General features: G+C 74.4%; 19 protein-coding genes and 1 tRNA gene. 6 read left to right on the plus strand and 14 right to left on the minus strand.

Annotated features, from left to right (window positions below; translation table 11 throughout):
* Positions 1-199 precede the first annotated feature (199 nt).
* Both AB0881_RS19040 and AB0881_RS19045 read left to right on the plus strand, forming a co-directional pair.
* On the plus strand, positions 200-730 hold the full coding sequence (locus AB0881_RS19040; RefSeq protein WP_366618249.1) for a hypothetical protein: 531 nt from the start codon (positions 200-202) through the stop codon (positions 728-730).
* 48 nt (positions 731-778) lie between these two features.
* Positions 779-852 (plus strand) — tRNA-Ala (locus AB0881_RS19045).
* Positions 853-1,640: 788 nt separating this feature from the next.
* On the opposite strand, the gene AB0881_RS19050 is transcribed toward AB0881_RS19045, so the two are convergent.
* From AB0881_RS19050 to AB0881_RS19060, 3 genes are read right to left on the minus strand one after another with little or no spacing between them, the layout of a single operon-like run.
* Positions 1,641-3,089, minus strand: coding sequence for a VCBS repeat-containing protein (locus AB0881_RS19050; protein ID WP_366618250.1), 1,449 nt, complete (start codon positions 3,087-3,089; stop codon positions 1,641-1,643).
* 25 nt (positions 3,090-3,114) lie between these two features.
* A complete protein-coding gene (locus tag AB0881_RS19055) occupies positions 3,115-4,929 on the minus strand; it encodes a MerR family transcriptional regulator (protein ID WP_366618251.1) in 1,815 nt (604 codons plus the stop codon).
* A gap of 12 nt (positions 4,930-4,941) precedes the next feature.
* Positions 4,942-5,709, minus strand: coding sequence for an alpha/beta fold hydrolase (locus AB0881_RS19060; protein ID WP_366618252.1), 768 nt, complete (start codon positions 5,707-5,709; stop codon positions 4,942-4,944).
* 327 nt (positions 5,710-6,036) lie between these two features.
* On the opposite strand from AB0881_RS19060, the gene AB0881_RS19065 reads away from it, so the two are divergent.
* Positions 6,037-6,312, plus strand: coding sequence for a WGxxGxxG family protein (locus AB0881_RS19065; RefSeq protein WP_366618253.1), 276 nt, complete (start codon positions 6,037-6,039; stop codon positions 6,310-6,312).
* 52 nt (positions 6,313-6,364) lie between these two features.
* On the opposite strand, the gene AB0881_RS19070 is transcribed toward AB0881_RS19065, so the two are convergent.
* A complete protein-coding gene (locus tag AB0881_RS19070) occupies positions 6,365-7,231 on the minus strand; it encodes a hypothetical protein (RefSeq protein ID WP_366618254.1) in 867 nt (288 codons plus the stop codon).
* 34 nt (positions 7,232-7,265) lie between these two features.
* Between AB0881_RS19070 and AB0881_RS19075 the strand changes: the two genes are divergently transcribed.
* Positions 7,266-8,663: an ATP-binding protein gene (locus AB0881_RS19075; protein WP_366618255.1), complete on the plus strand. Its 1,398-nt coding sequence runs from the start codon at positions 7,266-7,268 to the stop codon at positions 8,661-8,663.
* A 247-nt stretch (positions 8,664-8,910) separates the two neighbouring features.
* Here the strand turns inward: AB0881_RS19075 and AB0881_RS19080 are convergent, their stop codons facing one another.
* The 6 genes from AB0881_RS19080 to AB0881_RS19105 all read right to left on the minus strand — a co-directional run bounded on the left by AB0881_RS19080 (position 8,911) and on the right by AB0881_RS19105 (position 18,455).
* Positions 8,911-10,569 (minus strand): toprim domain-containing protein, encoded by a 1,659-nt coding sequence (locus AB0881_RS19080; RefSeq protein WP_366618256.1) that lies wholly within the window; start codon positions 10,567-10,569, stop codon positions 8,911-8,913.
* Between the two features lie 100 nt (positions 10,570-10,669).
* The gene (locus AB0881_RS19085; protein WP_366618257.1) at positions 10,670-13,444 is read right to left on the minus strand and encodes an AAA family ATPase; all 2,775 of its coding nucleotides are present in this window, start codon (positions 13,442-13,444) and stop codon (positions 10,670-10,672) included.
* 177 nt (positions 13,445-13,621) lie between these two features.
* On the minus strand, positions 13,622-14,584 hold the full coding sequence (locus tag AB0881_RS19090) for an RDD family protein (protein ID WP_366618258.1): 963 nt from the start codon (positions 14,582-14,584) through the stop codon (positions 13,622-13,624).
* 147 nt (positions 14,585-14,731) lie between these two features.
* Positions 14,732-15,358 carry an RDD family protein gene (locus AB0881_RS19095; protein ID WP_366618259.1) on the minus strand — a complete coding sequence of 209 codons (627 nt, stop codon included), beginning with the start codon at positions 15,356-15,358 and terminating at the stop codon, positions 14,732-14,734.
* Positions 15,355-16,884, minus strand: coding sequence for a protein kinase (locus AB0881_RS19100; RefSeq protein WP_366618260.1), 1,530 nt, complete (start codon positions 16,882-16,884; stop codon positions 15,355-15,357). The genes AB0881_RS19095 and AB0881_RS19100 overlap by 4 nt, the downstream gene beginning before the upstream one ends.
* Positions 16,881-18,455, minus strand: coding sequence for a serine/threonine-protein kinase (locus AB0881_RS19105; RefSeq protein WP_366618261.1), 1,575 nt, complete (start codon positions 18,453-18,455; stop codon positions 16,881-16,883). The genes AB0881_RS19100 and AB0881_RS19105 overlap by 4 nt, the downstream gene beginning before the upstream one ends.
* Before the next feature lie 115 nt (positions 18,456-18,570).
* Between AB0881_RS19105 and AB0881_RS19110 the strand changes: the two genes are divergently transcribed.
* Both AB0881_RS19110 and AB0881_RS19115 read left to right on the plus strand, forming a co-directional pair.
* Entirely contained in the window at positions 18,571-18,987 is a 417-nt protein-coding gene (locus AB0881_RS19110) for a RidA family protein (protein WP_366618262.1), read from the plus strand.
* A gap of 11 nt (positions 18,988-18,998) precedes the next feature.
* Complete coding sequence (locus AB0881_RS19115; RefSeq protein ID WP_366618263.1) at positions 18,999-19,562, plus strand: hypothetical protein; 564 nt, start codon at positions 18,999-19,001, stop codon at positions 19,560-19,562.
* Positions 19,563-19,574: 12 nt separating this feature from the next.
* Here AB0881_RS19115 and AB0881_RS19120 read toward each other — a convergent pair whose 3' ends face one another.
* From AB0881_RS19120 to AB0881_RS19135, 4 genes are all read right to left on the minus strand, one after another.
* Positions 19,575-20,474, minus strand: a complete 900-nt coding sequence (locus AB0881_RS19120; protein WP_366618264.1) for a serine hydrolase — start codon at positions 20,472-20,474, stop codon at positions 19,575-19,577.
* Positions 20,471-21,409, minus strand: coding sequence for a LysR family transcriptional regulator (locus AB0881_RS19125; RefSeq protein WP_366618265.1), 939 nt, complete (start codon positions 21,407-21,409; stop codon positions 20,471-20,473). The genes AB0881_RS19120 and AB0881_RS19125 overlap by 4 nt, the downstream gene beginning before the upstream one ends.
* A 40-nt stretch (positions 21,410-21,449) precedes the next feature.
* The gene (locus AB0881_RS19130) at positions 21,450-22,649 is read right to left on the minus strand and encodes an MFS transporter (RefSeq protein ID WP_366618266.1); all 1,200 of its coding nucleotides are present in this window, start codon (positions 22,647-22,649) and stop codon (positions 21,450-21,452) included.
* A 79-nt stretch (positions 22,650-22,728) separates the two neighbouring features.
* Positions 22,729-25,656: a BTAD domain-containing putative transcriptional regulator gene (locus AB0881_RS19135; protein WP_366618267.1), complete on the minus strand. Its 2,928-nt coding sequence runs from the start codon at positions 25,654-25,656 to the stop codon at positions 22,729-22,731.
* Positions 25,657-25,659 lie beyond the last annotated feature (3 nt).

Consider the following 25,659-nt stretch of genomic DNA (forward strand, 5'->3'; position numbering starts at 1 on the left):
CCTGACTTTCGCCGGTAAGAATCCTGCGATCGAGAAGGCAGGGCAAACGGAGAGTAACACCGGTCTCGATCTCGCGACACACCGGTTCTTATGCTCGTCAACCTCTGACACGTACTCGTACCGTGCGGGACGTGACCCTGCTCCCAATGCACGTGCGCGCGCCGAAAGTCGGCCCGCCCTTGGCCCCGGCGGTGGGCCGGTGAGCAGTGCTGTCCTTTACCTGGCCATCGTCGCCGTGTGGGCCGTCGTCCTCGTTCCCATGTGGCTGCGGCGCGACGTCGACTCCAAGACCGCGCGCACCAAGCCCGAGGAGCACGACGAGGACCTCGACGAGCCCACGGAGCCCCCGGAACTCGCGGAGACCCCGCCACGCCGCCGTTCCGGCCGCGCCGCCGTCATCGCCCGGCGCCGCCGCCGCACCTCCGGCCTGGGCCTCCTCCTCGCCACCACGGCCGTCGTCACCGCCGCCGGCGTCGCCCCGTGGTGGATCACCGTGCCCCCGGCGCTCCTCCTCGCGGGCCACCTCGCCCTGCTCCGCGTCGCCGTCGGCATGGACGCCGCCCGCCGCCAGGAACGTGCCGCCCGCGCCGCCGCCGCCCGCCGAGCCGAGGCCGCGGCCGCCCAGGCCGCCGCCGAGCAGCCCAAGGCCGAGATCATCGAGCTGGTCGCCCCCGCCGAAGAGGAGGTCTTCGACCAGTACGCCGACGACCGCAAGGCCGTCGGCGAGTAAACGGGTGCGCGAGCACCCTCTGGAGTTTGCTAATCTAACGGAGTCCTTGGGGCTGTGGCGCAGTCCGGTAGCGCACCTCGTTCGCATCGAGGGGGTCAGGGGTTCAAATCCCCTCAGCTCCACCCATGGACGAAGGGCCAGCGTGGTCGAGAGCTCAACGCTCTCCCGGCTGGTCCTTCGTCGTTTCCGCTGGGCCCCGAACGCTAAGACCGGTCGCGCTGTCCCGTGGGTGCTTCCAGGAACTTTCTGGCCGCGTTGCGCCGACCATGGCTTCACCTTGCGTCTCGGACGCTTGGGGACGCGCACGAGGGCTCTGACGTTGCGGGAGGACCTCTTCCCGTACGGCGTTGTTCAGAGACGCGCGGAGAGTCTCGTCTTGGCGTCCCGGGGCGTTCGCTTCGGGGTGGGCTGCTCGTAGCAGTCGCCGACTGCTCAGCAGTGTTGCGCGTCCCTGGCCCTACGGGCGTGCGTTAGTCCTGGCAGCGGTTGGGGAGTGTGGTGAGCCACGTCCGTGCGTTCGGAGTGGTCAGCTTGTCTAGATGCCTCCTGGGCGGTGACGGAACGATGTAGAGCCGGACGAGGCTCGCGTAGTTGGCTGTCGTCAACGGCGCCAGGTTCGGGTTGACGACCTCACGCGGCCCGTACGGGAGGTGGTGCGTTGGTGTTGGTGACTTGGTCGCCGCAGGCCCTTGTTTGGCCGCGTTGTGGGTTTCAGCCACTTGTCATGAACCTCGTCTGCCGTTGGCCCATTTTCGTTGTTGCTGACCGTCCGGGTGGTCGTCCAGACATAAGCCGCATGGTCGTTGCGGCGGGAAGGTTGCGCCTTCGTTCGATCTTGTCTGTGTGTCGTGATCGCAGTGACCACACTGGTGGCGAGGGGCTGGCTCGGCGGTGATGCGGGGGCGAGTGTTCAGGGGAGGAGGAGTACGTCCATGTGCATGTTGGGGTCGCCCCATCGGGTCGGGCGGTCCAGTAGGGCGGTGAGCATCGTGCTGCCTTTCAGTGTCGGGCCGGTTGCGCTGCCGGGGAGCATGTAGAGACGGTTGCCGTCGTCGGAGCCCGGTGTTTGATGGGCTCTGAGGGTGATGTCGGCCTTTCCGTCTCCGGTGAGGTCGCCGACCGTCACCGCACTCCCGAACCAGTCCGGGCTTTCGGCGCCGTCGCGTCCGGGCATGCCGGGGGTCTTCTGGTTGAAGACGGCGGCCCTTGCGGTGTCGATGCCCTGCGTGGTGCCTGGCAGGACCACGAGTTTGCCGGGGTCGTAATCGCAGCCGACGGCGATGTCGGCCCTGCCGTCACCGTTCACGTCACCGGCGGCGATTTTCTTGATGGTCTCGCGGCACGGGGACGGGAACCTCAAGCGTGCGCCGAGCCCCTGGGCGGTTCCGAGCAGGATGGAGATCCCCATGGCCTCCGGGTTCGTCGACTTCGGGTATCTCGACTCCGGTGTGATCAGGTCGTCCCTGCCGTCGCCGTTGACATCGGCCGCCACGGCTCCGGACTCGTCGATCCATCCGTCGGCGAAGACGGCCTTGGCCGTGCTCAGGCCCTGCGCGGTACCGAGCTGTACTTCGCCGATGGCCTTGGGCTTTCTGGGGTCCGTCCCGGCACCGTGGGTGAGCCGGATCATCGCGAGGTCGGAGTAGCCGTCGCCGGTGAAATCCCCGATCACCGGATAGCCGTGGTCTGGATTCTTGGTGAGGACGGTCGTCTCGGGGGCGACCGGCCGGTCGACCACGTTGCGGAAGAAGACGGCCTTGCCGGCGTCCAGCGTCAGGACGATGTCCAGCTCGCCGTTGTCGCCGAAGTCGCCGATCGCCAGGTGGCCGCCATAGAAGTCCTTGCCCATGGAGCTCTTGGGGGCCGTACGGCCGACCTTCAGGGACACGGTGCGGTCCGTGAGGCCGTGATTGCCGCCGTAGAAGATCACCAGGGTGTCGGGGTCTTTGCTGCCTGGTTCGGCGGAGGTGACGACCAGATCGTCGTAGTCGTCGTGATCGAAGTCGGCCGAGGCGATGTCGATCCTGAAGGAGGCGGCCTTGTCCGGCAGCCCGGGTGTGTTCGGGGCGTTGGGGTTGAGGAACTGCCGCCGGTCGGGGTCCGGCCCCTGTGGACCGCTGTAAATGACGGAGACGCCGTTGTCCCCGGCGCTGCCGGCGATGTCGCGGTGGCCGTCGCCGTTGAAGTCTCCGCCGCGTGTCCTGCGCGGTGCGAGGTTGGTGACGCTGGTGGCGGCGGGCCAGACTCCCACGGTCGGCTTGGCCGCGGGTCTGCCGTCGCCGAGGACGGCGGCACCGGTAGCGACCGTGCACAGAGCGATCGCGGCGGCGCCGTGCGCGACGCGCGTGGGTCTCTTCATGTGCTCTCCCGGGCGGTCACCTGCTTCACGATGCCGTCATGGCCGGTCCGAGCAGGAAGCGGTCGGCCTCGTCGAGCGTCCGCGGCTGCTCGGGTGTCGCCTTGAGGATCTCGTGCCGGTAGTTGCGGATCTCCAGGAAGCCGCCGGGGTCGGCCTCGGCGATGAGCCGCAGCCCCCGTTCGACCATGGTGCGCGGGTAGACCTTGAACTTCTTCTCCCGCACCGACGTGCGGCCGCGTAGTTCCTCGAAGCCGTCCGCCCGCCGCAGGTCGAACCTCAGGTCGATGACGGGGAACGGCTCGCGGTCCCAGGTGGTGGAGGGCATCGCGTTGCGCCCCCGGATCCGTGCCTCGACGTACGTCTCGGTGTCCTGGTCGCCGATCTCGCAGTCGCGGATCGGGAAGACCCGGCCGAGCCTGCCGTCGTAGTTCGCGGACGTCAGCGAGGGCCCGCAGAACAGCACGTGGTCGAACGGGCCGATCGGCGCGGGCAGCGGCACCTTGTGATGGGAGCGGCCCTCGAAGGCCAGCCCGAGGTGTGGTTGCACGAAGTCCAGGAAGGCCGACAGCATCGCCTCGTTATGACCGGGCTTCTTCACCACCAGGGTCAGGCCCCGGCTCTCGTCCTCGCCGATGATGTAGTACTCGTAGAACGGTCCCGGTCCGGCCTCGAAGTCGTGGAATCTCACGACCACGCCCGTGTGGCCGGCGACCGGCTCGTACTCGCCGCCGTTCCCGACCAGGTCGAGCAGCCGGACGTCCGCCTCGGGCTGTGCGTTCGTTTCCTTGGGCGCGACCTCGACGTACCCGTCCCGCTTCTTCTCGTTGATCTTCTTGGTGAAGTGGCGGAGCGCGTGCGCCTCGTCGTCGAGGGTCATGCTCGACCCGCGCATGGCGCCGCCGGCCACGCCCCAGCCCATGTGGCAGCGGATGCCGTCCAGGGTGATCTCCCAGTGCCGGACGGCGCCCTTGTCGCTCTTCTCGAAGTACCGTGTCTCCGTCATGTCCCCGCACCCTCGCCGTCGTCCGGAATGCCGCATGATTCCATGCATGTCCGACACGTGGGGGCTGCTCGGGGGTGTGCGTTCGAGCTTGGTCCAGCCGGTCCAGCCGCGCTGCTCCAGCAGTTCGATCAGGCGGCGGGCCGGCGGGACGGTGTCGAACGCCAGTGCGTCCATCAGCCTGGCCAGCGGTGGCTCGATGTCGGTGTCGTCGACGTAGTCCTCGCCCCGTTCGTCGGCCATTCGCGTGAGGTAGGCGGCGAGGTCGTCGGCCAGCTCGTCCAGTTGCGGGTCGTCGGCGGGCCGGGCGAGGGCCTGGCTCAGGGTGCGGTAGAAGTCGATGAGCCGCGGGTCGGCGATCTGCTCGCGCTTGCGGCCCATCCACTCCGCGACCCGGTCGGGGGAGAGCGCGGCCAGGGGGATCCAGCCGTCGCGCTCGACCTGAACGATCCGCTCGTCGATCCCGAGCGCCCGCAGCCGGTCGAGATACTCGACCACCTCGGGCGGCAGCGTCAGGTGGTCGCCGGCGGCGAGTCTCGCGATCTGCTCGCGGTGGTGCTCCCGCTGCCGGATCTCGGCCCGCAGCCGCCTGTCGATGGCCGCGACCGCCGCGGCGAACTCCTCCTCGTCCGCGTGCAGCAGCTCCCGGACCTGGGCCAGCGGGACCCCGGCCTGGGCGAGGGTACGGATCCTGATCAGCTCGATCACGGCGGCGGCGTCGTACCTGCGGTAGCCGGAGTGGTCCCGTTCCGGCTCCGGCAGCAGTCCCTTGGCGTGGTAGTGCCGTACCGCGCGCACCGTCACGCCGGCGTACGACGCCAGCTCGCCGATGGTCAGCATCGGGCCAGTCTCCTACGGGTTGTTCATGCGCCGGGCGATTTCCGGGGCGTGGGTGAAGACCAGCCCGTGGTCGGCGTCGATCCATGACGTGGTGATGTGCGGCCGCTCGCGGAGGAGCCGTTCGACGCCGGCACGCCAGTTCTCGTTGAGTCGCGGTGCGGGCCCTTCGTCGCCGGCCATCGACGTTGACATGACCATGGTGATCGGGCGGTCGATCTTCCGGTACCGGTCGAGGATCCGGGACCGGACGGCGTCGATCTCGATATTGAGGTCGAGAATCTCCTGGCCGGTGAGCAGGACCTGGCGCGCGGTGCCCCGTTCGGCCTCCTGCCGTGCCGCCATGCCGTCCCACATGGCGCGGAATTCCGGCAGAAGGGCCTCGGTGACGAACGGTTCGGGCACCGGGTTCGCGCCGTCGATGAGGACGAGTTCGGCCACGGCCCCGGGATGATCGGAGGCGTAGTGGACGGCCAGGTCCGCGCCCAGCGAGTAGCCCGCGAGCACGGGCGCGGAAGGCAGGTCGAGGCCCGCCATCACGGCGGCCAGGTCGCTGAGGAACGCCTCGAAGGAGTACCGCTCGGCGGCCGAGCTGAGGCCATGGCCCCGCAGGTCGAACGTCACCACGTCGTGGTCGCGCCGCAGCAGCCCGGCCAGCTCGCGCAGGTCGGACTGGGTCGCGTTCAGCCCAGGGCACAGGACCAGCGGGCGTCCCCGGCCGCCGCGGGACACCGGGATCGTGACGCCGTCATGGTGGATCGTGAAGTGCTTCTCCGTGGTCATGCCGCCATGTTGGGAGGTTGACCCTGCGTCAGGGTCAAGCGGCGTGTGTGGGATGAGCCGGAATTCGATTCGTCAATGGGGAAAGGAATTCGTTATAGCTGGTGCGGACGGATTGTACGCCCTTTCATGGAGGACGGCCATGGCGTCCATTTTCGCGGTGCGGCTTTGCCGTGGACTGGCCTTGGGGAGAGGGTGTTTTTGGTAAGCCGTGCGTAATGACCGTTATGGGGGGCCTGCTCGGGGAACGGGTCGTAGTTGTACTGGAACGATCGCAACTCGTCTCGAGTAATCCGTAAGGATCGCTCGAAAATGTGAGGGGAGAGGGATATGCGTAAGTTCCTGGTGGCAACGGGCATGGGCCTGTTCGTCCTGTTCGGCCCGACGGCGGGCGCGATGGCGGAACCCGCGCAGCCGGGCGCCGTCGTGGCGGATCAGGCGCAGCAGCAGAAGACGCCCGAGAACAACAACGACGACAGCGGTGGCGGCAACGGCGGCCTCTGGGGGCTCGCGGGCCTGCTGGGCCTGCTGGGGCTCATGGGGATGAAGCGCAAGCAGCACTCCGACACCGGTGTCAGCGAGCGTCCGACCGTCCATGGGCGGTGACGCCGCGCGGGCCGCGTTCCGTCCTCGGTGACGGGACGCGGCCGCAGCGCCGTCAGGCCCTGCCGTTGCGGCGGAGCAGGCCGATCGCGCTCACGGTGGCGTGGCCGCGCCAGTCGAGGACCCCCGCCGGGGAGATCTTCGCGTAGTCGACCGTCCAGCCGCCGTCCTCCTGCTGGGAGGAGGCGACCCGGTCCAGGTCGGCGGCGATGACGTCGTCGGCGAACAGTGCGCGGGCGGGCCGTCCCGGGAGCGGGGCCAGGTCGAGCGGGCGCAGGAACTCGTCCGCCTTGCCGCCCTCGACCGCGATCCGGCCGTCGGCCGGGACGTACCCGGCCAGGCGCCGCAGCAGGCCGGGCGCCTCGGGGCGGACGTCGTGGACGGCGTCCAGGAACCGCACCGCGAACGCCAGGATGTAGGCGGGCGGCCGCTCGTCCAGCGCCTCGATCGCGTCCAGGCAGTAGCGGGTGGCGCGGTCGAGCCACGGGTGGCCGGCGACGTCCGGGACGAGGTGCGCGGAGGCGGCGGAGATCGCGGTGATCTGCAGGGTCGAGGACTTCGGGTCGGCGCCCGCCCACCACGGGGCGGTGCCGGCGGGGACGGTCAGCGGCAGCGCGAACGGCAGCCCGCCGTCCGGCAGCGTGACCGAGTCCAGCCAGTCGCAGAGCGCGCGGGCGTGCGGGCCCGGAACGTCCGCGAAGACCTCGAACGCGTGCAGGGCGGCCCCCGGCTGGCTCTCCGGGGAGCGCAGGTCCGGCTCCAGGCCCCAGCCGTAGCCGCCGTCGGGATTGCGGTAGGCGTCCAGGGCCGCCAGTACGGCGGCGTCGTCGGTCTCGCCCATCAGATGCTGGAACCGGCGCCGGTCCAGAACGCGAGCGTGCGTGGCCATGAAGCCGGCCGCCGCGGAAAGGTCGATGCTCATGCCCTCATCGTGGTACCGGCGTGGGCCCAGAGTCTTGTACGTTCCGGCCGCGGCGCGCCGCCTGCGCCCGCGCTCGCTGCGGGGGAAGCTGACCGGGCTGGCGGCGCTGATCGCGGCCGGGGTCTTCTCCGCGACGTCGGCGCTCATCCTGTCGACCGTTCCGGACAACCTGCGGGAGGCGGTGGAGTCGCGGTCGGAGCTGGTGGCGCGGCGGGTCGCCAGTGACGCGCGGACGGGACGGCTGCCGCGCACGCTCCGGCTCACGACGGTTCCCAAGCGCTCCTTCCTGGTGCAGGTCGTGGACGGGAACGGCCGGGTTGTGGCGGGTTCGGACGGGATGCTGCGGCGGGGGCGGATCGCCGCGTTCGGGCCGGGGCAGTACGAGCAGATCGCCACCCGGGAGATCGAGATCCCGGGCCTCGGCCACAAGAACGACAACGACTACCTCGTAGTGGCGCTGCGGGTCAGGTCGCCCGAGGGCGACCGGCTGATCTACACCGGCGCGAACCTCTCCGACGTCAACCGCGGCCTCATGTGGCTCAACCTGCTGGTGTACGTCGGCACCCCGTTCGCCGTGCTGACGGTCGCGCTGGTCGCGTGGTTCACCGTCGGGGCGACGCTGCGCCCGGTGCGCCGGATCCGCCGGGAGCTGGAGGAGATCAGCGGCCAGAACCTGAGCCGGCGGGTCCCGGTCCCCGATTCCGGGGACGAGATCGCCCGGCTGGCGGAGACGACGAACGCCACGCTCGAACGGCTGGAGCGGTCGGCGGAGGCGCAGCGGCGGTTCGTCGCGGACGCCTCGCACGAGCTGCGCAGCCCGATCTCGGCCCTCCACACGCAGCTGGAGGTGGACGGGGCGTACCCGGACGAGACCGACTGGCAGGAGGCGAACGGGCGGGCGCTGCGGGCGACCGGGCGGCTGGCGTCGATCGTGGAGGAGCTGCTGATGCTGGCCCGGCTGGACGCGGGGTCGGGCGGCCCGGACCGGCGGGTGGTGGACATGAGCCGGCTGGCGGCCGAGCAGATCGAGCGCCGCACGAACCCGCGCGTCCACATCCAGGGCGACCTGGCCGGGAGCGCGCCGGTGCTGGGCTCGCCGATCCAGCTCGACCGGGTGCTGACGAACCTGCTCGACAACGCCGTCCGGCACGCCTCCGAGCGGGTGGACCTGGAGGTCGAGGCGGACGGCGAGGCGGTGTGGGTGACGGTCACCGACGACGGCGACGGGATCGCCGCCGAGGACCGCGAGCGGGTGTTCGAGCGCTTCACCCGGCTGGCGGCGGGGCGGCGGCTCGACCGCGGCGGCAGCGGCCTGGGGCTGCCGCTGTCGCGCGAGATCGCGACCGCGCACGGCGGCACGCTGGAGATCGCCGACCACGGTCCCGGCGCCCGCTTCGTGCTGTGCCTTCCGCAGGCCCGGGAGGAGGCGTAGGGTCACGGCGACCGGTGCGCGCCATCAACCGGCCGCCGTGACCCCGTCCCCCCGCCCTGCGCGCGGGCGTGATCGCCGGCTCCTTAGAGCGGCGGCAGGAACCGGTGCCGCCGCCCGCCCCCCACAGGGGAGCCGGGCGAGCTCCTTCGCAGGGCGCGATGAAGCTATTGCGTACCGGCGCGTAGGTTCGCGCCGATCGCGGGATCGTAGACGAGCGGTGGATCGCGTGCGCTCAGTGGTCGTGCGACTACTGAGAGTTGCAGACGGCGGTGACCAGTTCGCCGGTGACGAGGTCGTACGGCACGTTCGCGAGGGCGGCGACCCGGGCCACCTGCCGCGCCGCCTCGGCCGGCCGGCCCCGCGCGATCACGGCCGCCGCCGAACGTACCGCCGCGAGCCTCTCCTCGGCGGTCTCCAGGGCCCCGCCGCGGGTCCCGATCGCCGCGTCGACGGCCAGGTCGATGAGGGGTTCCGGCGCGGCCAGGGCGTCCCGCACGGCCGCGCGGCCCCGGTCGCGCAGGACGTCGGCGGGGTCGGTGCCGGCGGGGAGCCGTACGGCGTCCAGCGGGCCGCCGACCCCGGCCAGCGTCTCCCACAGCCGCCGCGTCGCCGTCCGCCCGGCCGCGTCGCCGTCCAGGGCGACGACCAGGCCCGTCCGGTCGAGGGCCGCCACCTGGCCCAGCGCGGCGAGCTGCGCGGCCGTCAGCGACAGCCCCAGCGTCGCCACGGCCGCGTGCCCGGGCGCGGCCAGGGCGACGGCGATCGCGTCCAGCGGGCCCTCGACGACCACCGGACGCGCCCCGCCGCCGCGCAGCCGCCCGCGCGACTCGTACAGGCCGTAGAGCAGCTCGCCCTTGTGGAACGAGCCGGTGTCGGGCCCGTTGAGGTACTTGGGCCCGGGGCCGCCGTCGGCGCGGCGCCCGATGAAGCCGGCGACCGTCCCGCCGGCGGTGCGGATCGGGAACATCGCGCGGTCGCGGAACATGTCGCGGACGCCGCCGGACCGGTCGCGGCGCGCCAGCCCGGCGGCGACGATCGCCTCGTCGCCGTGCCCGCCGGCGCGCAGGTGGTCGGTCAGCGCGCGCGGTCCCGGCGGCGCGTACCCGAGGCCCCAGCGCCGCTGGACGGCGCGCGCGAAGCCGCGTCCGGCGAGGTAGCCGGGCACCCAGCCGTCCTCCAGCCGGGCCCGGAAGAAGCGGTGCGCCGCCGCCGTGAGCGCCCGGCGGGACGGGTCGGCCGCGCAGATCCGCCGGGCGGTGCGGACGATCCGGTCGCCCACGCCGGCGATGGCGTACGGCGCGGCGCCCGCCGGGAACCGCAGGTGCCCGGTCTCCAGCCCGAAGTGCCGCAGCACCAGGTACGCCACCGAGTCGGCCTCCACCCGCCGCACCCCGTGGCAGCCGCCGGGCCCGCCGCCGTGGGCCAGGACGTGGGCCAGCCGGTGGCCGAGCTGGGTGACGGCCTGGACGTCGCCGGCCGCGGCCGGCGGGACCGGGACCCCGTGCCGGGACGCCAGCGCGGCGAGCGCCGCGCGGACCTCGGACGGCGGGGCCGGCGGATGGGGCGCGAGGGGGAGCCCGTCCGTCTGGGCGATGTCGAAGACCGAGCCGAGCCCGCCGCCGGGCGCCGGCGACAGGAGGCGGATCGCGGTCTCGCCCTTCCGGACCTGGCGGCCGGCCGAGAGCCAGGCGGCGTACGGGCGGACGTCGGTGGCGGCCCGCCACTGCGCCGCGATCAGCAGCGTGTCGGTGAAGCCGTACCGCTGCCCGAAGCGCGCGGCGCGCTCCAGCCACCAGGTCCACGGGAGGGTGCCGTCGCGCAGCCGGGCGGCCTCGTGCGCGGCCATGTCGCGCAGTACCGCGGGCAGCCTGCCGGGGGGCGGGCGGTCGTCACCGGGGGCGGGCATGCCGGGCCTCCTCGCCGTCGGGCGTGCGGGCGGGGAAGCTGCGGGCCCGGGACTCGCAATTACGACATTCCCCCCAGATGCCCCGCCCAAAGCCCTGCGGTCACAGGTAGAGGCCGAACAGCTCCTCCGGATGGTCCAGGAACGGCGGCAGGTCGTCGGCCTTCAACGTGACCAGGTCCTCCTTGCTGGGGGACGCGGGCTTCCCGGCGGGCTTCCTCCCGGACGGCTTCTTCCCGGACGGCTTCTTCCCGCCGGCCCCTGCCGGCGTGGCGCCGTTCTTCTCGGCCCGCCGCACGTCCCGCTCCGCCGAGGCGATCCGCTGCGCCTGCTTGGCCACCGCGACGTCCAGCAGGTTGCGCATCAGGCGCCCGTTGCCGAACGAGGACCCGCGCGGCACGCGGCGCAGCGTCGTCCGCAGCAGGTCGGTCGTCCCCGGTGCGAGCCGGAAGCCGTCGGCGCCCGCCAGCTGCTCGAACACCGCGACCAGCTCGTCGTCGGTGTAGTCGGGGAAGTGCAGCTGCTTGGGGAACCGCGAGTCCAGCCCCGGGTTGGCGGCCAGGAACTCGGCCATCTCCCGCTGGTAGCCCGCCACGACCACCACCAGGTCGTCCCGGTGGTCCTCCATCAGCTTGACCAGCTCGGCGATCGCCTCGTGCCCGTAGTCGCTCTTCAGCGGCGACTGGGTGAGCGTGTACGCCTCGTCGATGAACAGCACGCCGCCGATCGCCCGCTCGACCAGCCGGCGGGTGCGCGGCGCGGTCTGGCCGATGTACTCGCCGACCAGGTGGGCGCGGGACGCCTCCACCACATGCCCGGACGACAGCACGCCGAGCTTCTTGTAGATCCGGCCGAGCAGCCGGGCCACCATCGTCTTGCCCGTCCCGGGATTGCCGGTGAAGACCATGTGCCGGGTCGGGGCGCTGATCCGCAGCCCGGAGTCGCTGCGCAGCCGCGCCGCCCGGGTCTCCGCGACCAGCAGCCCGATCTCCTGCTTGACCGTCTCCAGCCCGGTCAGCTCGCGCAGCTCGGTCATCGGGTCGCCCGCGCTCTGCGCGGTGTCCAGCGTGGCCGGGATGTCGCGCTTGCCGATCACCGGCTCCGCGCCGTCCTCGGTACGGGCCCGTACCGCCTCGACGACCAGGTCGGCCAGGTACGGGGCGAGCCGGGCGTTGCGGAGCGTCTGCACCGGCGGGGTCGCCGCGAGCAGCGTGCCGGCCGCGGCGAGGGCGTGCCGGGTGGCCCGCGCGCCGCGCTCCTTCAGGGCGCGGCGGAACAGCTCGGCGTGCGCCGCCTCGTCGAACGGCCGCGTGCGGGCGACGCGGAACCGGTGCGTCAGCACCGGATCGACCTCGCGGATGCGCTCCTCGCCGCCCGCGTCGCACAGCGCCACCAGGCTCAGCTCGGGGTGCACGGCCAGCAGCCGGTGCAGCTCGCCCGCGAGGGCCTCGCCGTTGCCGGGGTCGGTGACGATCCCGTCCAGGCCCTCGATGATCAGCACCCGCTCGCCCGCGCAGTCGCGGGTGTCGGCGTGCAGCTTGGCGACCGCGTCCGAGAGCCGCTGCCCGGCGAACAGGTTGTCGGTCAGCCAGACGGGGTCGCGGCCCAGGTTGAGCGACCGGGCGACCTCCTGGGCGGCGTCCCGCTTGCCGGTGCCGTCCGGGCCGGCGATCAGCAGCCGGACGGGCCCCTCGCCGCGGCCCAGCTCCGCCAGCACCCGGGAGACCTCGGGCTGCCCGACCAGCGTGCTGGTCACGTCGGCGACCGCGGGCGCCGCGGCGGTGCCCGTTCCGGGGGCCGCGGCGGCGGGCGCGACCTTCAGCCGGTCCACCAGCGGGTTGACGATCCTGCGGCGGGGGACGTACAGCCGCCGCAGGTCGGTCTGGAACTGCCCGACCGGGATCCACTCCGGCTTGGGGAACCACGGGTCGCCGGGCAGCCCCTGCACGATCGCGATCCACCGCATCGCCATGTCCAGCCAGGCCCGGCACGCGTCGGCCGCGCCCGCCGCCAGCGCCCGCACCAGCCAGGCGCGGGTGCGCTCCTGCCACGGGCCCGGCTTGAAGCCGCGCCGCTCGGCCGTGAAGCGCGCCTGGAGCTCCTGGTAGCGGTCCTCGCCCAGCGCCGCCGACAGCTCGGCGGGCACGTGCTCCATGCTGCCCTGGAGCAGCAGCTGGATCAGGTGCGTCTCGACCGTCTCGTCGCGCGGCGCGACGCTCGCCAGGTGCTCGTACGCGGCGAGCAGCCCGGCCGAGACCCACTCCAGGTAGCCGACCGGGCCCATCAGCTCGGGCACGGCGGTGAGGATCTCCTCGCCGGCGTGGGCGTGCCAGTGCTCGCGCAGCTCCATCTTGGCCAGGTTGACGTCGCACTCGGGCGGGCTCTCGTACAGCCGCAGGAGGGCGCGGCGCCGCTCGTCCAGCGGCTCGATGCCCTCCAGGGCCTCCAGGCACTCGCGGGCCAGCGTGATCGCCAGCTCCCGGTCGGGCGCCTCGATCAGCCAGTCGACCGGCGGCCGCCACCGGCCGCCCGGCGCGTCCCAGCGGGTCATCCGGGTGCTCAGCGGGCCGGGGTTGAGCAGGTGCCGGTGCAGCAGCCGCTCGGGCAGCTGCGACCACGAGCCCGCCTTGATCGCCCCGCCGCCGGGCAGGAACGCCAGGATCCCGAAGATCTCCGCCGTGACCAGCGAGGCCGGCAGCGTCAGCAGCTTGTGCTCGTCGGTGGTGAGCCCGGCGCAGCGCGGGTCGGCCGCGAGCGCGTCGATCCGCCCGGCGATCTCCTCGAACAGCCCGCCGGGCACCCGCCAGGGACCGTACGAGTAGACGTCGAGGACCGGCTCGTCGGTGAGCAGTAGCTCCAGATGCTCCGGCAGCCGCAACGCATTCTCCCCAAGAGTGAACAAAACCGGGGTAACAGCCTATGGTTCCGAACCGCCTGAGTTCTTCACCGGCGCCGTACGGCGCCCTCCCATCGCCCCATTGAACTGCCCTGAACCCCGGCCTGTCCGCGCGTTCGTCGAGGGCGTACGCGCGATCCTAATGTCGGTTTCGGACCGCTATCTTCGGATGACCACGGTGCTCGCCGCCTTGTCGTGCAGGCACTGCCGGGACGGGCGGTCCCACAGCGCCCACAGGACGTCGAGGGCGCCCAGCACCGGGACGAACGGGAACACCAGCGGGAAGCAGAGCGCCCGCCCGAACGCCCGTCCCGGGGAGAGCCGCCCGCCCGCCGCGTCCCGGACCCGCAGCCCCAGGAGCAGCTTGCCGGGCGTCCCGCCGTACGCCGCAGACAGGGCGCCCTCGTACGCGACCAGGCACGCCGCGTAGATCAGGACGCCGCCGGCGCCGGTGCGGAGGGCCGGCCAGCCCGCCGCGGCGGCCCAGAGCGCGGCCAGCCCGCCGGCGGGGACGGCCACGACGATCTGGTCGAGCAGCCGCGCCGCCAGCCGGCGTCCGGGCGGCGCGGGCACCGGTTCCGCCGGACCCGCGGTACGGAGCCGGGCGCCGGCCCCGATGACGACCGTTCCGGCGAGCCGGTCGTGCCAGCACCGCCGCCGGGGCCGGTCCCACAGCAGCGAGAGCCCGTCCAGCACCCAGAGGATCTGCCCGAGGACGGGGACCAGTCCCGCGACCGCCACGCCCAGCGGGAAGTCGGCGGCCCGCAGGACGGCCGTGCGGCGGCTCAGCGGCGCCCCGTCCGCCCCGACGACCCGCAGCCCGAGCAGCCGCTTGCCGGGGGTCCGCGACCAGCCGGCCAGGGAGACCGCCTCGTAGGCGAACCCGGCCGCGAGCGCCGCCGTCAGCATGGCCGCCAGCAGCACGGCGGGCCCCTGGCCGGTGGCGGCGACGGCCCCCCAGGCCAGCAGCGCCGATCCGGTCAGCACCGCCGCGAGGTCGATCGCGCGCGCCGCCAGCCGCCGTACGGGAGCGGGGAACGCGGCGTCCACCGCGGCGAACGCCGGGGTGCGCACCGGAGGCATCGCGTACGAGGCGGACGAGAAAGCCGGCAGATCATGCATGTGACGCCACCTTCGATACGAAAGCCGCTCACCGTGACGCCCGATCGTATCGACCGGGATGTCCAGAGGTGACCGTTTCCGTCAGACCCAGTCGAAACCGGCGTGCGAGTCAAGATCGAAATGCGAATGGGCGCCCGGAACGCATTCTCAGGGACGGACGCGCGCGTCCACGACCACCGTGCCGGCCACCTTGTCGTGCAGGCACTGGCGCAGCGGCCGATCCCACAGGTGCCACAGGACGTTGAGCGTGTTGACCAGGCCGATCAGCGGGAGCGCCCCGATGACGGTGAACAGCAGCGGGTACGCCGCCGCGCGCCCGAGGCCGCGGCCGCCGGACAGCGGGGCGTCGATGTCGCTCTTGGGCGCCACGCGCAGCTTCATCACCCGCTTGCCCAGCGTGCGGCCCCATACGGCGAGCTGGACGGCCTCGTACCCCCAGATGCCGCCCAGGATGATCACGAACATCCCGACGATCGCGGGCGGCGGGATCTCGCCGTCCGCGTCCGCCGTCGTGGCCGCCAGGACGGCGGCGCCCGTGACGGCGGCGGTCACGGAGATCGCCATGTCGATGAGCCGGGCGACCAGCCGCCGGCCCGGAGACCCGAGTCCGGGGACCTCGGGCGGGGCGGGCGGGATCCCGTACGGCGCCCCGTACTGCGGCGGCCCGTGCGGCGGCCCGTACTGCTGCGGCGCACCGTACGCGGGCGGCCGCGCCTGCGCCGGCGGGGCGTAGGCGGGATCGGCCCAGGGGGACCTGGGCGGCGGCTCGCTCATCGATGTCCGTCCTCGATCGACGCGTGGACCCAGCGGGCGGCCTTGACGGCCTGCCGGTAGGGGTCGAGCCTCTTGGACTCGTATCGCACCTCGACGGTGAGGTTGTCGACGAGGAAGAAGACTATTGAGTCGCCGGCGGCATCGTGGGCGAACGCCGCCTCTCCCAGGCCGCCGATATTGGTGACCTTGGTGACCGCGGTGGCGTCGCGGCGCTGCTCCCCGAACTCGCGGCGGGCGTCCGCGACGCCGGAGGCGGCCCGCACCTCGACGTCCAGGCTGTCGTCCCCGTCGGCGAGGGCGCCGGTCGACCAGGAGCAGGACCTGCTCGTCCCGGTCGCGTCCCTGCCGGAACCGTTCGAGGTGAAGAACGACGGGACGAGCAGGGTCGCCTGCTCGGCGGTGATGAGGCCGCAGGGGGACGGCGGGGCCGCGAAGCGCACGGACGCGGTCGCGGACGCGGTCGGGGACGCGCCGCCGCTCGCCGTGGCCCGCGGCCGTTCCGTCCCGGGATCGCCGGGGCCGGCGTCCAGCACGAGGCCGGCGGCGTACTCCACCGCGGCCGCCGCGGCGAGGCAGGCCACCACGGCCGCGCTGATCCGCCCCCACCGCCTGCGCTTCGGGGGAGGCGCGGCGGCCGGGACGGTAAGCCGCTGCGGGACGGCGGGGAACGCCCCCGGGCCCGGCGGGAGCGGCGTCGAAGGGAGCGTCGGCTCGCCCGCGGCCAGGGCGCGCAGGGCCTCCGCGGCCCGCTCGGCGGTCAGCCGCCCGGCCGGATCCTTGACGAGGAGGCCCAGGATGACGGGGGTCAGCGGCCCGGCCGACCTCGGTGGTGCCGGCTCCTCCGTCAGCACGGCGCCCAGCGTCCCCATGAGGGACGTCCGGGAGAACGGTGTCCGCCCCTCCGTGAGCGCGTACAGCGTCGCGCCCAGGGACCACAGGTCGGACGCGGGGCCGCTGGGCTCGTGCCGGACGCGTTCGGGCGCCATGAAGGCGGGGGAGCCGACCAGGTACCCCTCCTGCGTGAGGGGCGTGTCGCCCTCCAGGAAGGCGAGCCCGAAGTCGGTGAGGACGGCGCGGCCGTCGTCCCGCAGGAAGATGTTGGCGGGCTTGACGTCGCGGTGCAGGACGCCCCGCGCGTGCGCGACGCCGAGCGCGGCCAGGATGTCGAGGCCGACGCGCGCCGCCCGGTCGGGCGGCATCGGGCCCTCCTTCGCCACCACGGCGTCCAGGGAGCGGCCGGGAAGGAAGTCCATGACGATGCACGGTCGGCCCTCGTCGAGGACGACGTCGTGCACGGTGACGATCGACTTGTGCTTGAGGAGCGCCGCCGCGCGGGCCTCCCGCATGGCGCGCTGCGCCGCCTGCTCGCGCTCCCGCGGGCCGAGCCGCTGGGCGAGCAGCAGCTCCTTCACCGCGACGTCCCGCCCGAGCGTCTCGTCCCGGGCCCGCCAGACGATGCCCATGGCGCCCTGGCCGAGCTTCTGGACGAGCCGGTAGCGGCCGGCGAGCACGCGCTCCCCGGTCATGCCCGCCCGGCCAGGTTCCGCGCCATCCACCGGGCCGCCTGGGACGCCTTCTCAGGGGAGCTCGCGCCGCGCTCGTACGCGTACATGACCGACAGCACGACCTTCCCCGCCCGGAAGACGACGTAGGCCTTGTCCATGGGCTCGGTCATGCCGGTGGCCGTGTAGGCGAACGCCTCGTCGCCGATGCCGGTGACGGTGCGGGCCGCGGACTGGCTCGCCCGGACGTGCCGGACGCCGATCTCCGTCCAGCCCCAGTAGACGTCGTCGGACGCGCGCGTCCGCGCGTTCCGCATGCTCACGAACCGGTTGTGGGCCGCGCTTTCGGAGTCGGGCGGCTCGGCGGAGCCGATGCTGCTCTCGTCGTCCACGCTCAGGCCGTGCTTGGAGGTGGTCCAGAAGCAGCTCTCGCCCTCCTCGCGTCCCCGTTCGGGCGTTCCGGCCGGGAACAGGCGGCCGATCTGGCCGTCCGTCAGGAGCCCGCACAGGTCGACGGCCGCCGCGCTCGGCGAGGCGGAGGACGGGGGCGGCGCGGGCGCCGCGGACTCCGGCTTGGGCGGCGGTTCGGAGGCGTCCGGGCCGTCGTCCCCTGACATGGCGACGGCCGCGCCGATGGTGGCCGCGGCCAGCACGAGGACCGCCGCGCCGGACGCCACCGGGATCCACAGGCGGGACCCGCGCCCGGGCGGGGACGGCGGCGGACCTGCCGGTACGGCGGCCATGGGCGGCGGGACCGGGTCGCGCAGGCCCGACGGCTTCCCGTCCGCGACGTTCCGCAGCACCTGCCGGACGGCGTCGACGGGCAGCCGCGCCGCGGGCTCCTTCTGCAGCAGGTACCAGAGGAGGGGGGCCAGCGAGCCCGCCTGCCGCGGCGGGTCGGGCTCCTGGGTGAGGACGGCGCCGAGCGAGGCCATGTGGCTCTCGCGCTCGAACGGCCCGCGGCCCTCCACCGCCATGTAGAGCGTGGCGCCCAGCGACCACAGGTCCGACTCGGGGCCCACCGGCCGCTCGCGCAGCCGCTCGGGCGCGACGTAGCCGGGCGAGCCGACGAACGTGCCGCTCTTGGTGAGGGACGGGTCGCTGTCCACGCTCGCGATGCCGAAGTCGGCGAGCACGACGCGCTGCCCGTCGTCGGCCAGCAGCACGTTGCTCGGCTTCACGTCGCGGTGGACGATCCCCTTGGCGTGGACGGCCTGGAGCGCGTCCAGCACTTGGAGGCCGACGCGGGCGGCCATCGCGGGCGGGCGCGGCCCGTGCCGCCGTACCAGCTGCTCCAGCGAGACGCCGCGGACCAGCTCCATCACCAGCCACGGGCGGTCGTCCTCGACCACGACGTCATGGACGGTGATCACGCTGGGGTGGTCGATGAGGGCGGCCGCGCGGGCCTCCCGCTGCGCGCGCTCGACGGCGACGCGGCGCTGCTCCGCGGACAGCTCCTCGGGGAAGACGATCTCCTTGACCGCCACCTCCCGGCGGAGCGTCTCGTCCGTCGCGGCCCAGACCGTGCCCATGCCGCCGCTGCCGAGCCGTTCGAGCAGGCGGTAGCGGCCCGCGAGCACCAACTGTTCAGGCATGTGAGCGTCTCCACCTCCGGCGCGCCACACGATACCGATCGCCCATGCCGCCAAGAACGGGGCGAACGGGAAAACCCGTTCGCCCCGCCCCGGGCCCGCACGCTAGGAATGGATCATGACCAATGGCGTCCGCCTGATCCGCAATCCCGACCTCGCCCAGACCGTCGACTACGCCTACGCGGCGGAGGCGGAGACCCCCGTACGCGCCGTCTGGACGGCCGGTGCCTGCCCCCTCGACACCGCCGGCGCCACGGTCGCGCCCGGCGACTACGCCGGCCAGGCCCGCCAGGTGATGCGCAACCTGACCGCCGCGCTGGAGGCCGCCGGGGCCTCGCTGACCGACATCGTCAAGACCACCGTGTACGTGGCGTCGTCCCGCCAGGAGGACCTGACGGAGGCGTGGGACGTCGTCCGCGCGCACATGGGCGACCACGACGCGCCGAGCACGCTGCTTGGCGTGACCGTCCTCGGGTACGACGCCCAGCTCGTCGAGGTCGAGGCCGTCGCCGTGATCACCGGCGCCCGCCCGTGACCGGCCCGCCCGTGACCGGTCCGCCCGTGACCGGCCCCGCCGCGGCGGGGCCGGTCACGGCGCTGGCCGACCGCCTGGTCGCCGTCGACTGGTCGGTCGAGTGGCCGGACGGCCCGGACCGGGTCCGCTCCCGGGTGGCGCTGTTCAAGGAGTTCTGCCGCCGCTCGGCCTGGTGGCTCGACCACTTCGGGCGGCCCGGCGGCGGGCCGTTCCTCGACGTGGCCGCGCTGGCCGGCGGCGACGTGCGGGCCGGCGCCGGGACGGTGGAGCGCGTCCGGGAGGCCCTGCCCCCGTACCTGTCCACGTCGCAGGCGGCCGCGAAGATGTGCCTCGCCGCCCTCGACTTCGCGGCCCTCCGGGAGCACGGCGCGGAGCTGCCCGACCTGCCGGACCCGTACGACCCGCTCGTCCACCTGTTCGAGCGCGGGGGAGCCTTCTACCAGGACTGCAGCGGCGTGTTCATCGAGATCGGCGGGGCCGCCGTGCCGCGCCGCGCGTTCCGGGGCACCCTCGTGGCCGAGCCCTGCGCCCCGCTCGACCACGCCCTCCTGGACGAACTCGACCGCCGCCGCTAGGGGCCGGTGGCGTCAGGAGCGCAGCGCCTCGACGGCCATGCGGGCGGTGGTGCCGATGGCGGCGTCGACCTCGGGCATCACCGCGCCCGTGCCCAGCGAGCGGGTGAAGACCGCGACCGCGTAGCGGCCGCCGTCGGGGTACTCGACGACGCCCACCTCGTTCCGGATGGTGGGCAGGGTCCCGGTCTTGCCGCTGACCCGGACGTCGTCGAACGGGAAGCCGGACGAGAGCCGGTGCGGCCACACCTGGAGGCCGAAGAGGCGCCGCATCTGCGCGCAGGCGTCCGCCGGGGCGGCCTCGTCCCGCCAGATGGACGACAGCAGCCGGGAGATCTCCCGCGGCGTGCTCCGGTTGGTCCGCTCGGGGTCCAGCACCCGCAGCGCGGGCAGCACGCCCGGCTCGTCCAGCCGGTCCCACAGGTCCGCGAAGTCGGTGACGCCCGCGTCGCGCAGCAGGACGTCGTGCAGCTCGCGGCCGTCGGCGACGACGCGCGTGCGGTGCAGGCCCAGATCGTCCATCGCGGCGTTCACCGCCCCCGGGCCCACCTTGGCGTACAGGACGTCGGCCGCCGCGTTGTCGCTCACCGTGATCATCAGGGCGGACAGGTCGCGCAGCGACATCCGCACCTCGTCCAGCATCACCGAGATCCCGGTGGGGCCGCTCGTCCGGCCGTCCGGGGGCAGCGTCACGGCCTCCGCGAGGTCGAACGCGCCCGCGGCCGCCAGCCGGTGCAGCGTGACCAGCAGCGGGACCTTGAACACCGACGCGAGCACGACCGGCGCGTCGCCGCGCACGGCGATCTCGCGGCCGGTGTCGATGTCCGCCGCGTACAGGTGGCCGGTGACGCCCACCCCGCGGAAGTGGTCCTCGATGCGCTCCCCGGCCCGGTCCGGGCTCGTCGCGGCGGTCATGCCAGGAACCCCGCGTCCGGCCGCGGCAGGACCCGCCGGGCGGGCGGCCGCTCGATCGTCCGCATCCCGGCCTCGCGCCGCAGCACGGCCGTCGCGACCGCCGAGAACTCGGCGACCGCGCCGTCGTCGCGCCGCCACGCGCAGGACGTGCGCAGGGTCAGCGGCTCGCCGGCCAGCGGCCGCCACACCACCCCGGGAGCCTCCGCCGTACGGGGCGTGAGCGCGACCGCCGTCCCGGCCAGGACCAGGCCGAGCGCGAACTGCGGGTTGCCCGCCTCGTGCACGGCCGGCGGGTCGTACCCGTGCCGCCGGCAGGTGACCAGCAGCTCGTCGTACGCGCCCGGCGCCTCGTCCCGGGGGAAGACGACCAGGTCGCGGCCCGCGAGATCGGGCAGGTGCACCTCGCCCGCGGCGGCCGGCTCGGGCAGCAGCACCCCGACGGGCTGGCCCAGCAGCGGCCCCAGGGTGAGGCCGCGGGTGTCGGCGGGATGCCGCAGCACCCCGACGTCCAGGAGCCCGTCGGCGAGCGCCCGCACCTGCTCGCCGGTCGGCAGCTCGCGCAGGTCCAGGCGCAGCTCGGGATGCCGGTCGCGGAACGCCGCGATCAGCGCCGCGACCACGTCCCCGCCGAGCCCCGGCGGCAGCCCGGCCCGCAGCGCGCCGGACCCGCCGGCCCGCGCCCGGTCGGCCAGCGAGTAGATGCGGTCGGCGCGGGCGAGGAACTCGCGCGCCTCGTCCAGCAGCAGCCGTCCCGGCGCGGTGAGCTCCACCCGGCGGCTCGACCGGTCGAACAGCCGTACGCCCAGTTCCCTCTCCAACCGCTGGATCCGCTGGCTGAGCGGCGGCTGCGCCATCCCCAGCCGCTCGGCGGCGTGGCCGAAGTGGAGCTCCTCGGCCACGACGACGAAGCACCGGAGGTGCCCCACCAGATTCACGAGCAGGGATCATAGCAATCCGGATATGGCCGCCCGCCCATCACGGCCCCCGCGTGCCGAACGCCGCCACCAGCGCGAACGCGGCGACGCCGGTGAGCGCGCCGGCCGCGCCTGCCGGGCCGAGATCGAACAGGCGGCCGATCACCAGGTCGCCCGCGCACGCGAACAGGCCCGCGAACGACGCCAGCACGCCGTAGTACGAGCCGAAGCGGCCGGGCGGGGCGTGCCGGGCGGCGCGCTGGAAGATCGACGGCTGCACCAGGCCGTTCGCGACGCCGTTGAGCAGGGCGGCCAGCACCAGCGGGCCGTTCTCCGTGCCGTCCAGCGGTGCGAGCACCAGGAACGCCGCCGCCGCGCACAGCAGGCCGGCGCGCAGCACCCAGGGGTGCTCGCCGCGCCCCCCGGCGGCGACGAACGGCTGGGCGGCGGCCGCGACGGCGGCCATCGCGCTGAACGACAGCGTCGCCACGCCGGAGGCGAAACCGAGGTTCGGCACGGCGGTCATGATGTGGTTGGCGAGCAGCGTCGTGGGCGCGGTCATCACCGCGAACAGCAGGAACCGGCGGTCGCGGAGCACCGCCCGCACCCCGGTGAGGACGTCGCGGGGGCGCGGCGGCGCGGCCTGCCGCGTGCCGCGCGGCATGAGGAGGAACAGGACGCCGGCGACCACCCAGGTGGCGCCGGCCGCGCCCGTGACCATGGGGAAGCCGGGACCGGTGGCCAGCAGGCCGAGGCCCACGAGCGGGCCCGCGATCGTCCCGATGTGCTGGGTCGCGACGTACGCGGCGAATCCCGCGGCGCGGCGCTCCGGGGACACGCCCGCCAGCAGGCTCTGGGCGGCGGGGTTGTAGAGCGCGCCGCCCGCGCCGATGACCACGGCCGCGGCGAGCAGCGGGCCGGTCTCGGTCGCCGTCCCCAGCAGCACGAAGCCGGGCGCGCGCAGGGCGCAGGCGAGCACACCGGTACGGCGCGGCCCGAGCAGGTCGGTGACCGCGCCGACCGGCAGCAGCAGCACGTACTGGACGCCGAGCCGCACCCCCATGATCAGCCCGACCGTGCCGGCCAGCAGGTGCAGGTCGTGCCGCAGGTGCGCGACCAGGTGCGCCATCACCCCGAAGAAGCCCACGCAAGTGGCGAACTGGACGGCGACCATCGTCACGATCACCCGCCGGTCGCCCGCCCCGGGCGGGGCGGGACCGGAGGCGGGCGCGGAGGCGGAGGCGGGAGCGGCGACGATCACGGAGAGAGCAGACCAGATCCAGGCGAGAAGGGTCCAATATGGTGATGGGTCAGAAACCGATACGCGAACGGATATCGGGCTAGGTCGCCACGCGGCCGCGGAGGGCCTCGGCGTCGGCGACACCGATCCGCTCGAACAGCCGCAGCGCCTGGCCGCGGTGCGTGCGGGCGGCGGCGGGGTCCGTGCCGTCCAGGGCGTCGGCGAGGACGCGCAGCGCCTGCCCCTGGCCCCAGACGTGCCCGGTCTCGCGGAGGACGCGCAGCGCCTCCTCGGCCTCCTCGGCCGCCAGGGCCGCCTCGCAGGGGCGGCCGAGGCGGAGCCGCGTCTCGGCGATCCGGAACATCGCCAGCCCCTCCCACCGCCGGTTGCGGTGCGCCCGGAACGCGTCGCGCGCCTTCCCCAGGCAGGCCATCGCCTCCGGGCCGCGGCCGGCGCCGTCCAGGACGATCCCGAGCTGGTAGAGGGCGTACCCGCGGCGGTGGCCGCCGCCGTGCTCGCGGAGCAGCGCCACGCCGTGCTCGGCGGCGGCGAGGGCCTCGTCGGGGCGGCCGAGGGCGAGCAGCGCGCGGGCCAGGGAGCCCAGCGCACGGCCCTCCCCGTGCCGGTCGCCGAGCTTGCGGAACGCGTCCAGCGCCTCGATGTGGCGGCGCAGCGACTCCTCCCGCCGCCCGGCCATGAACGCGCAGCGGCCGAGCAGGACCAGCGCGGTGGCGGCGAGCCAGACGTCGCCGGTCTCCCGCCCGCGGCGCAGCGCCACCTCGCTCACCGCGCGGGCGTCGTCCAGCCGGTCGGCGTTGTAGTAGATCTCGCCCAGGTGCAGGTGGGCGCGGCCCTCGCCGTGCGGGTCGCGGAGCTCCCACGCGGCGTCGATCACCGCGTACGCGGCCCGCTCGCACTCCCGGGCATGCACGCCCGAGTCGACCAAGGTGCCGGTCAGCAGCAGCAGGTCCGCCGCTAGCGGGAGCGCCGCCTCGGTGCGGGCGGCCTGGCCGATCACGGCGAACAGCGCGGGCGCCTCGGCGAAGAACCAGTCCCGCGCCGCCTCCGGGCCGGCGAACTCCAGGCCGGGCGCCGCGGCCGGGAGCAGCGCGTTGCGGGCCCGGCCGTCGCCGGGCTCGACGAGCAGGTGCGCGCGGCGGGCGGTGGCCAGGTAGAAGTGGAACAGCCGGTGCAGGGCGGCGGCCGCGTCGTCCGGGTGCTCGTCGCGCTCGGCCCGCTGCCGCGCGTACAGCTTCAGCAGGTCGTGGTAGCGGTACCGGCCGGCGGTGGGCGAGCGCAGCAGGCTGACGTCGACCAGCGACTCGCACAGCTCCTCGGCGTCCGTGAGCGGCAGGCCGAGCAGCGCCGCGGCGGCGTCGCCGGAGACCGTCGGGCCCTCCGCCAGCGCGAGCAGCCGGAACGCCCGCCGCCGTGCCGGGTCGAGCTGGTTGTAGCCGAGCTGGAACGCGGCCTCCACGGCGAGGTCGGCGACCCGCAGCTCGGCCAGCCGGCGGCGGCGGTCGGCCAGCCGGGCCGCCAGTGCCGCCACCGTCCAGGACGGGCGCGCGGCCAGCCGGGCGGCCACGATCCGCACCGCGAGCGGCAGCCGCCCGCAGGCCGCCAGCAGCTCGGCGGTGGCGGCGGGCTCGGCGTCCAGCCGCTCGGCCCCCACGATCCGGGCGGCCAGCGCCCGCGCCTCGGCGGGCTCCATCACGTCGAGGTCCAGCGGCCGGGCGCCCAGCCCGCCCAGCTTGGACCGGCTGGTGATCAGTACCGCGCAGGACGGTGAGCCGGGCAGCAGCGGCCTGACCTGGCGGGCGTCGCGGGCGTCGTCCAGCAGGACCAGGACGCGCCGCCCGGCCAGCCGGGTGCGGTAGAGGGCGGCCCGCTCGGGCAGCCCGGCCGGGATCGCGTTCCGCTCCACCCCGAGGGCCTCCAGGAACGCGCCCAGCACCGGATGCGGGTCGGCCGGGTCGTCGCCGGCGCCGCGCAGGTCGATGTAGAGCTGGCCGTCCGGGAAGCCGTCCCTGACCTGGTGCGCGACATGCAGCGCCAGCGCCGTCTTGCCGACCCCGCCCGGCCCCGACAGCGCGGTGACCGCGACGGCGCGGCGGGGTGCGGCGAGCAGCGTCCCGCGCAGCTCGCCGACGAGCCGCCCGCGGCCGGTGAAGTCGGGGACGTCGCCGGGCAGCTGCGCCGGCAGCCTCCTCCCGGAGGGCGGCCCGGCCGGCGGCACGGCGGGCGGCTCCGGCCCGGCCGGTCCGGCGGGCGCGGACAGCAGCCGGCGGTGCAGGTCCGACAGGTCGCGGCCGGGCTCGATGCCCAGGTCGTCGACCAGCGTGCGGCGGGTCTCGGCGTACACGTCCAGGGCCTCCGCGTGCCGGCCCGCGCGGTGCAGCGCGAGCATCAGCAGGCCGCGCAGCCGCTCGCGCAGCGGATGCTCGGCGACCAGCGCGGTCAGCTCAGGGACGAGCTCCGCGCCGCCGCCCAGCTCCAGATCGAGGCCGAGCCGGGTCTCGACGGCGGCCAGCCTGCGTTCGAGCAGCCGGAGCCGGTGCGCCCCCGCGTACGGGCCGGGCACGCCCGCCAGCGGCTCGCCGCGCCAGCGGGCCAGCGCGGCGCGCAGCAGGTCCCTGGCCTCCGCCGGGCGGCCGGCGGCGCGGGCGCGCTCGGCGGCGGCGATGTCGCGCTCGAACGCGGTGGCGTCCAGTGCGCCGTCCGGGACGCGCAGGGCGTACCCGTCGCCGACCGACACCAGGACCTCGTACGCGCCGTCCGCCGCGGGTTCCAGCAGGCGGCGCAGCCGCGCGGCGTAGGTGCGCAGCGCGCCGACCGCGCGGCGCGGCGGGTCCTCGCCCCAGACGGCGTCGACGAGTTCCTGCGCGGTGGCGGGCCGGCCCTCCCTGAGCAGCAGCGCGGCCAGCACGGCGCGCTGCTGGGGCGGTCCCGGGGGCAGCTCGGCGCCGCCGCGCCAGGCCCGAGGGGGGCCGAGGACGGCGAACGTGAGCGGAACCGGGAGCATTTCCATTGC

The sequence above is a fragment of the Spirillospora sp. NPDC029432 genome, assembly GCF_040703975.1.
Taxonomy (GTDB): Bacteria; Actinomycetota; Actinomycetes; order Streptosporangiales; family Streptosporangiaceae; genus Spirillospora.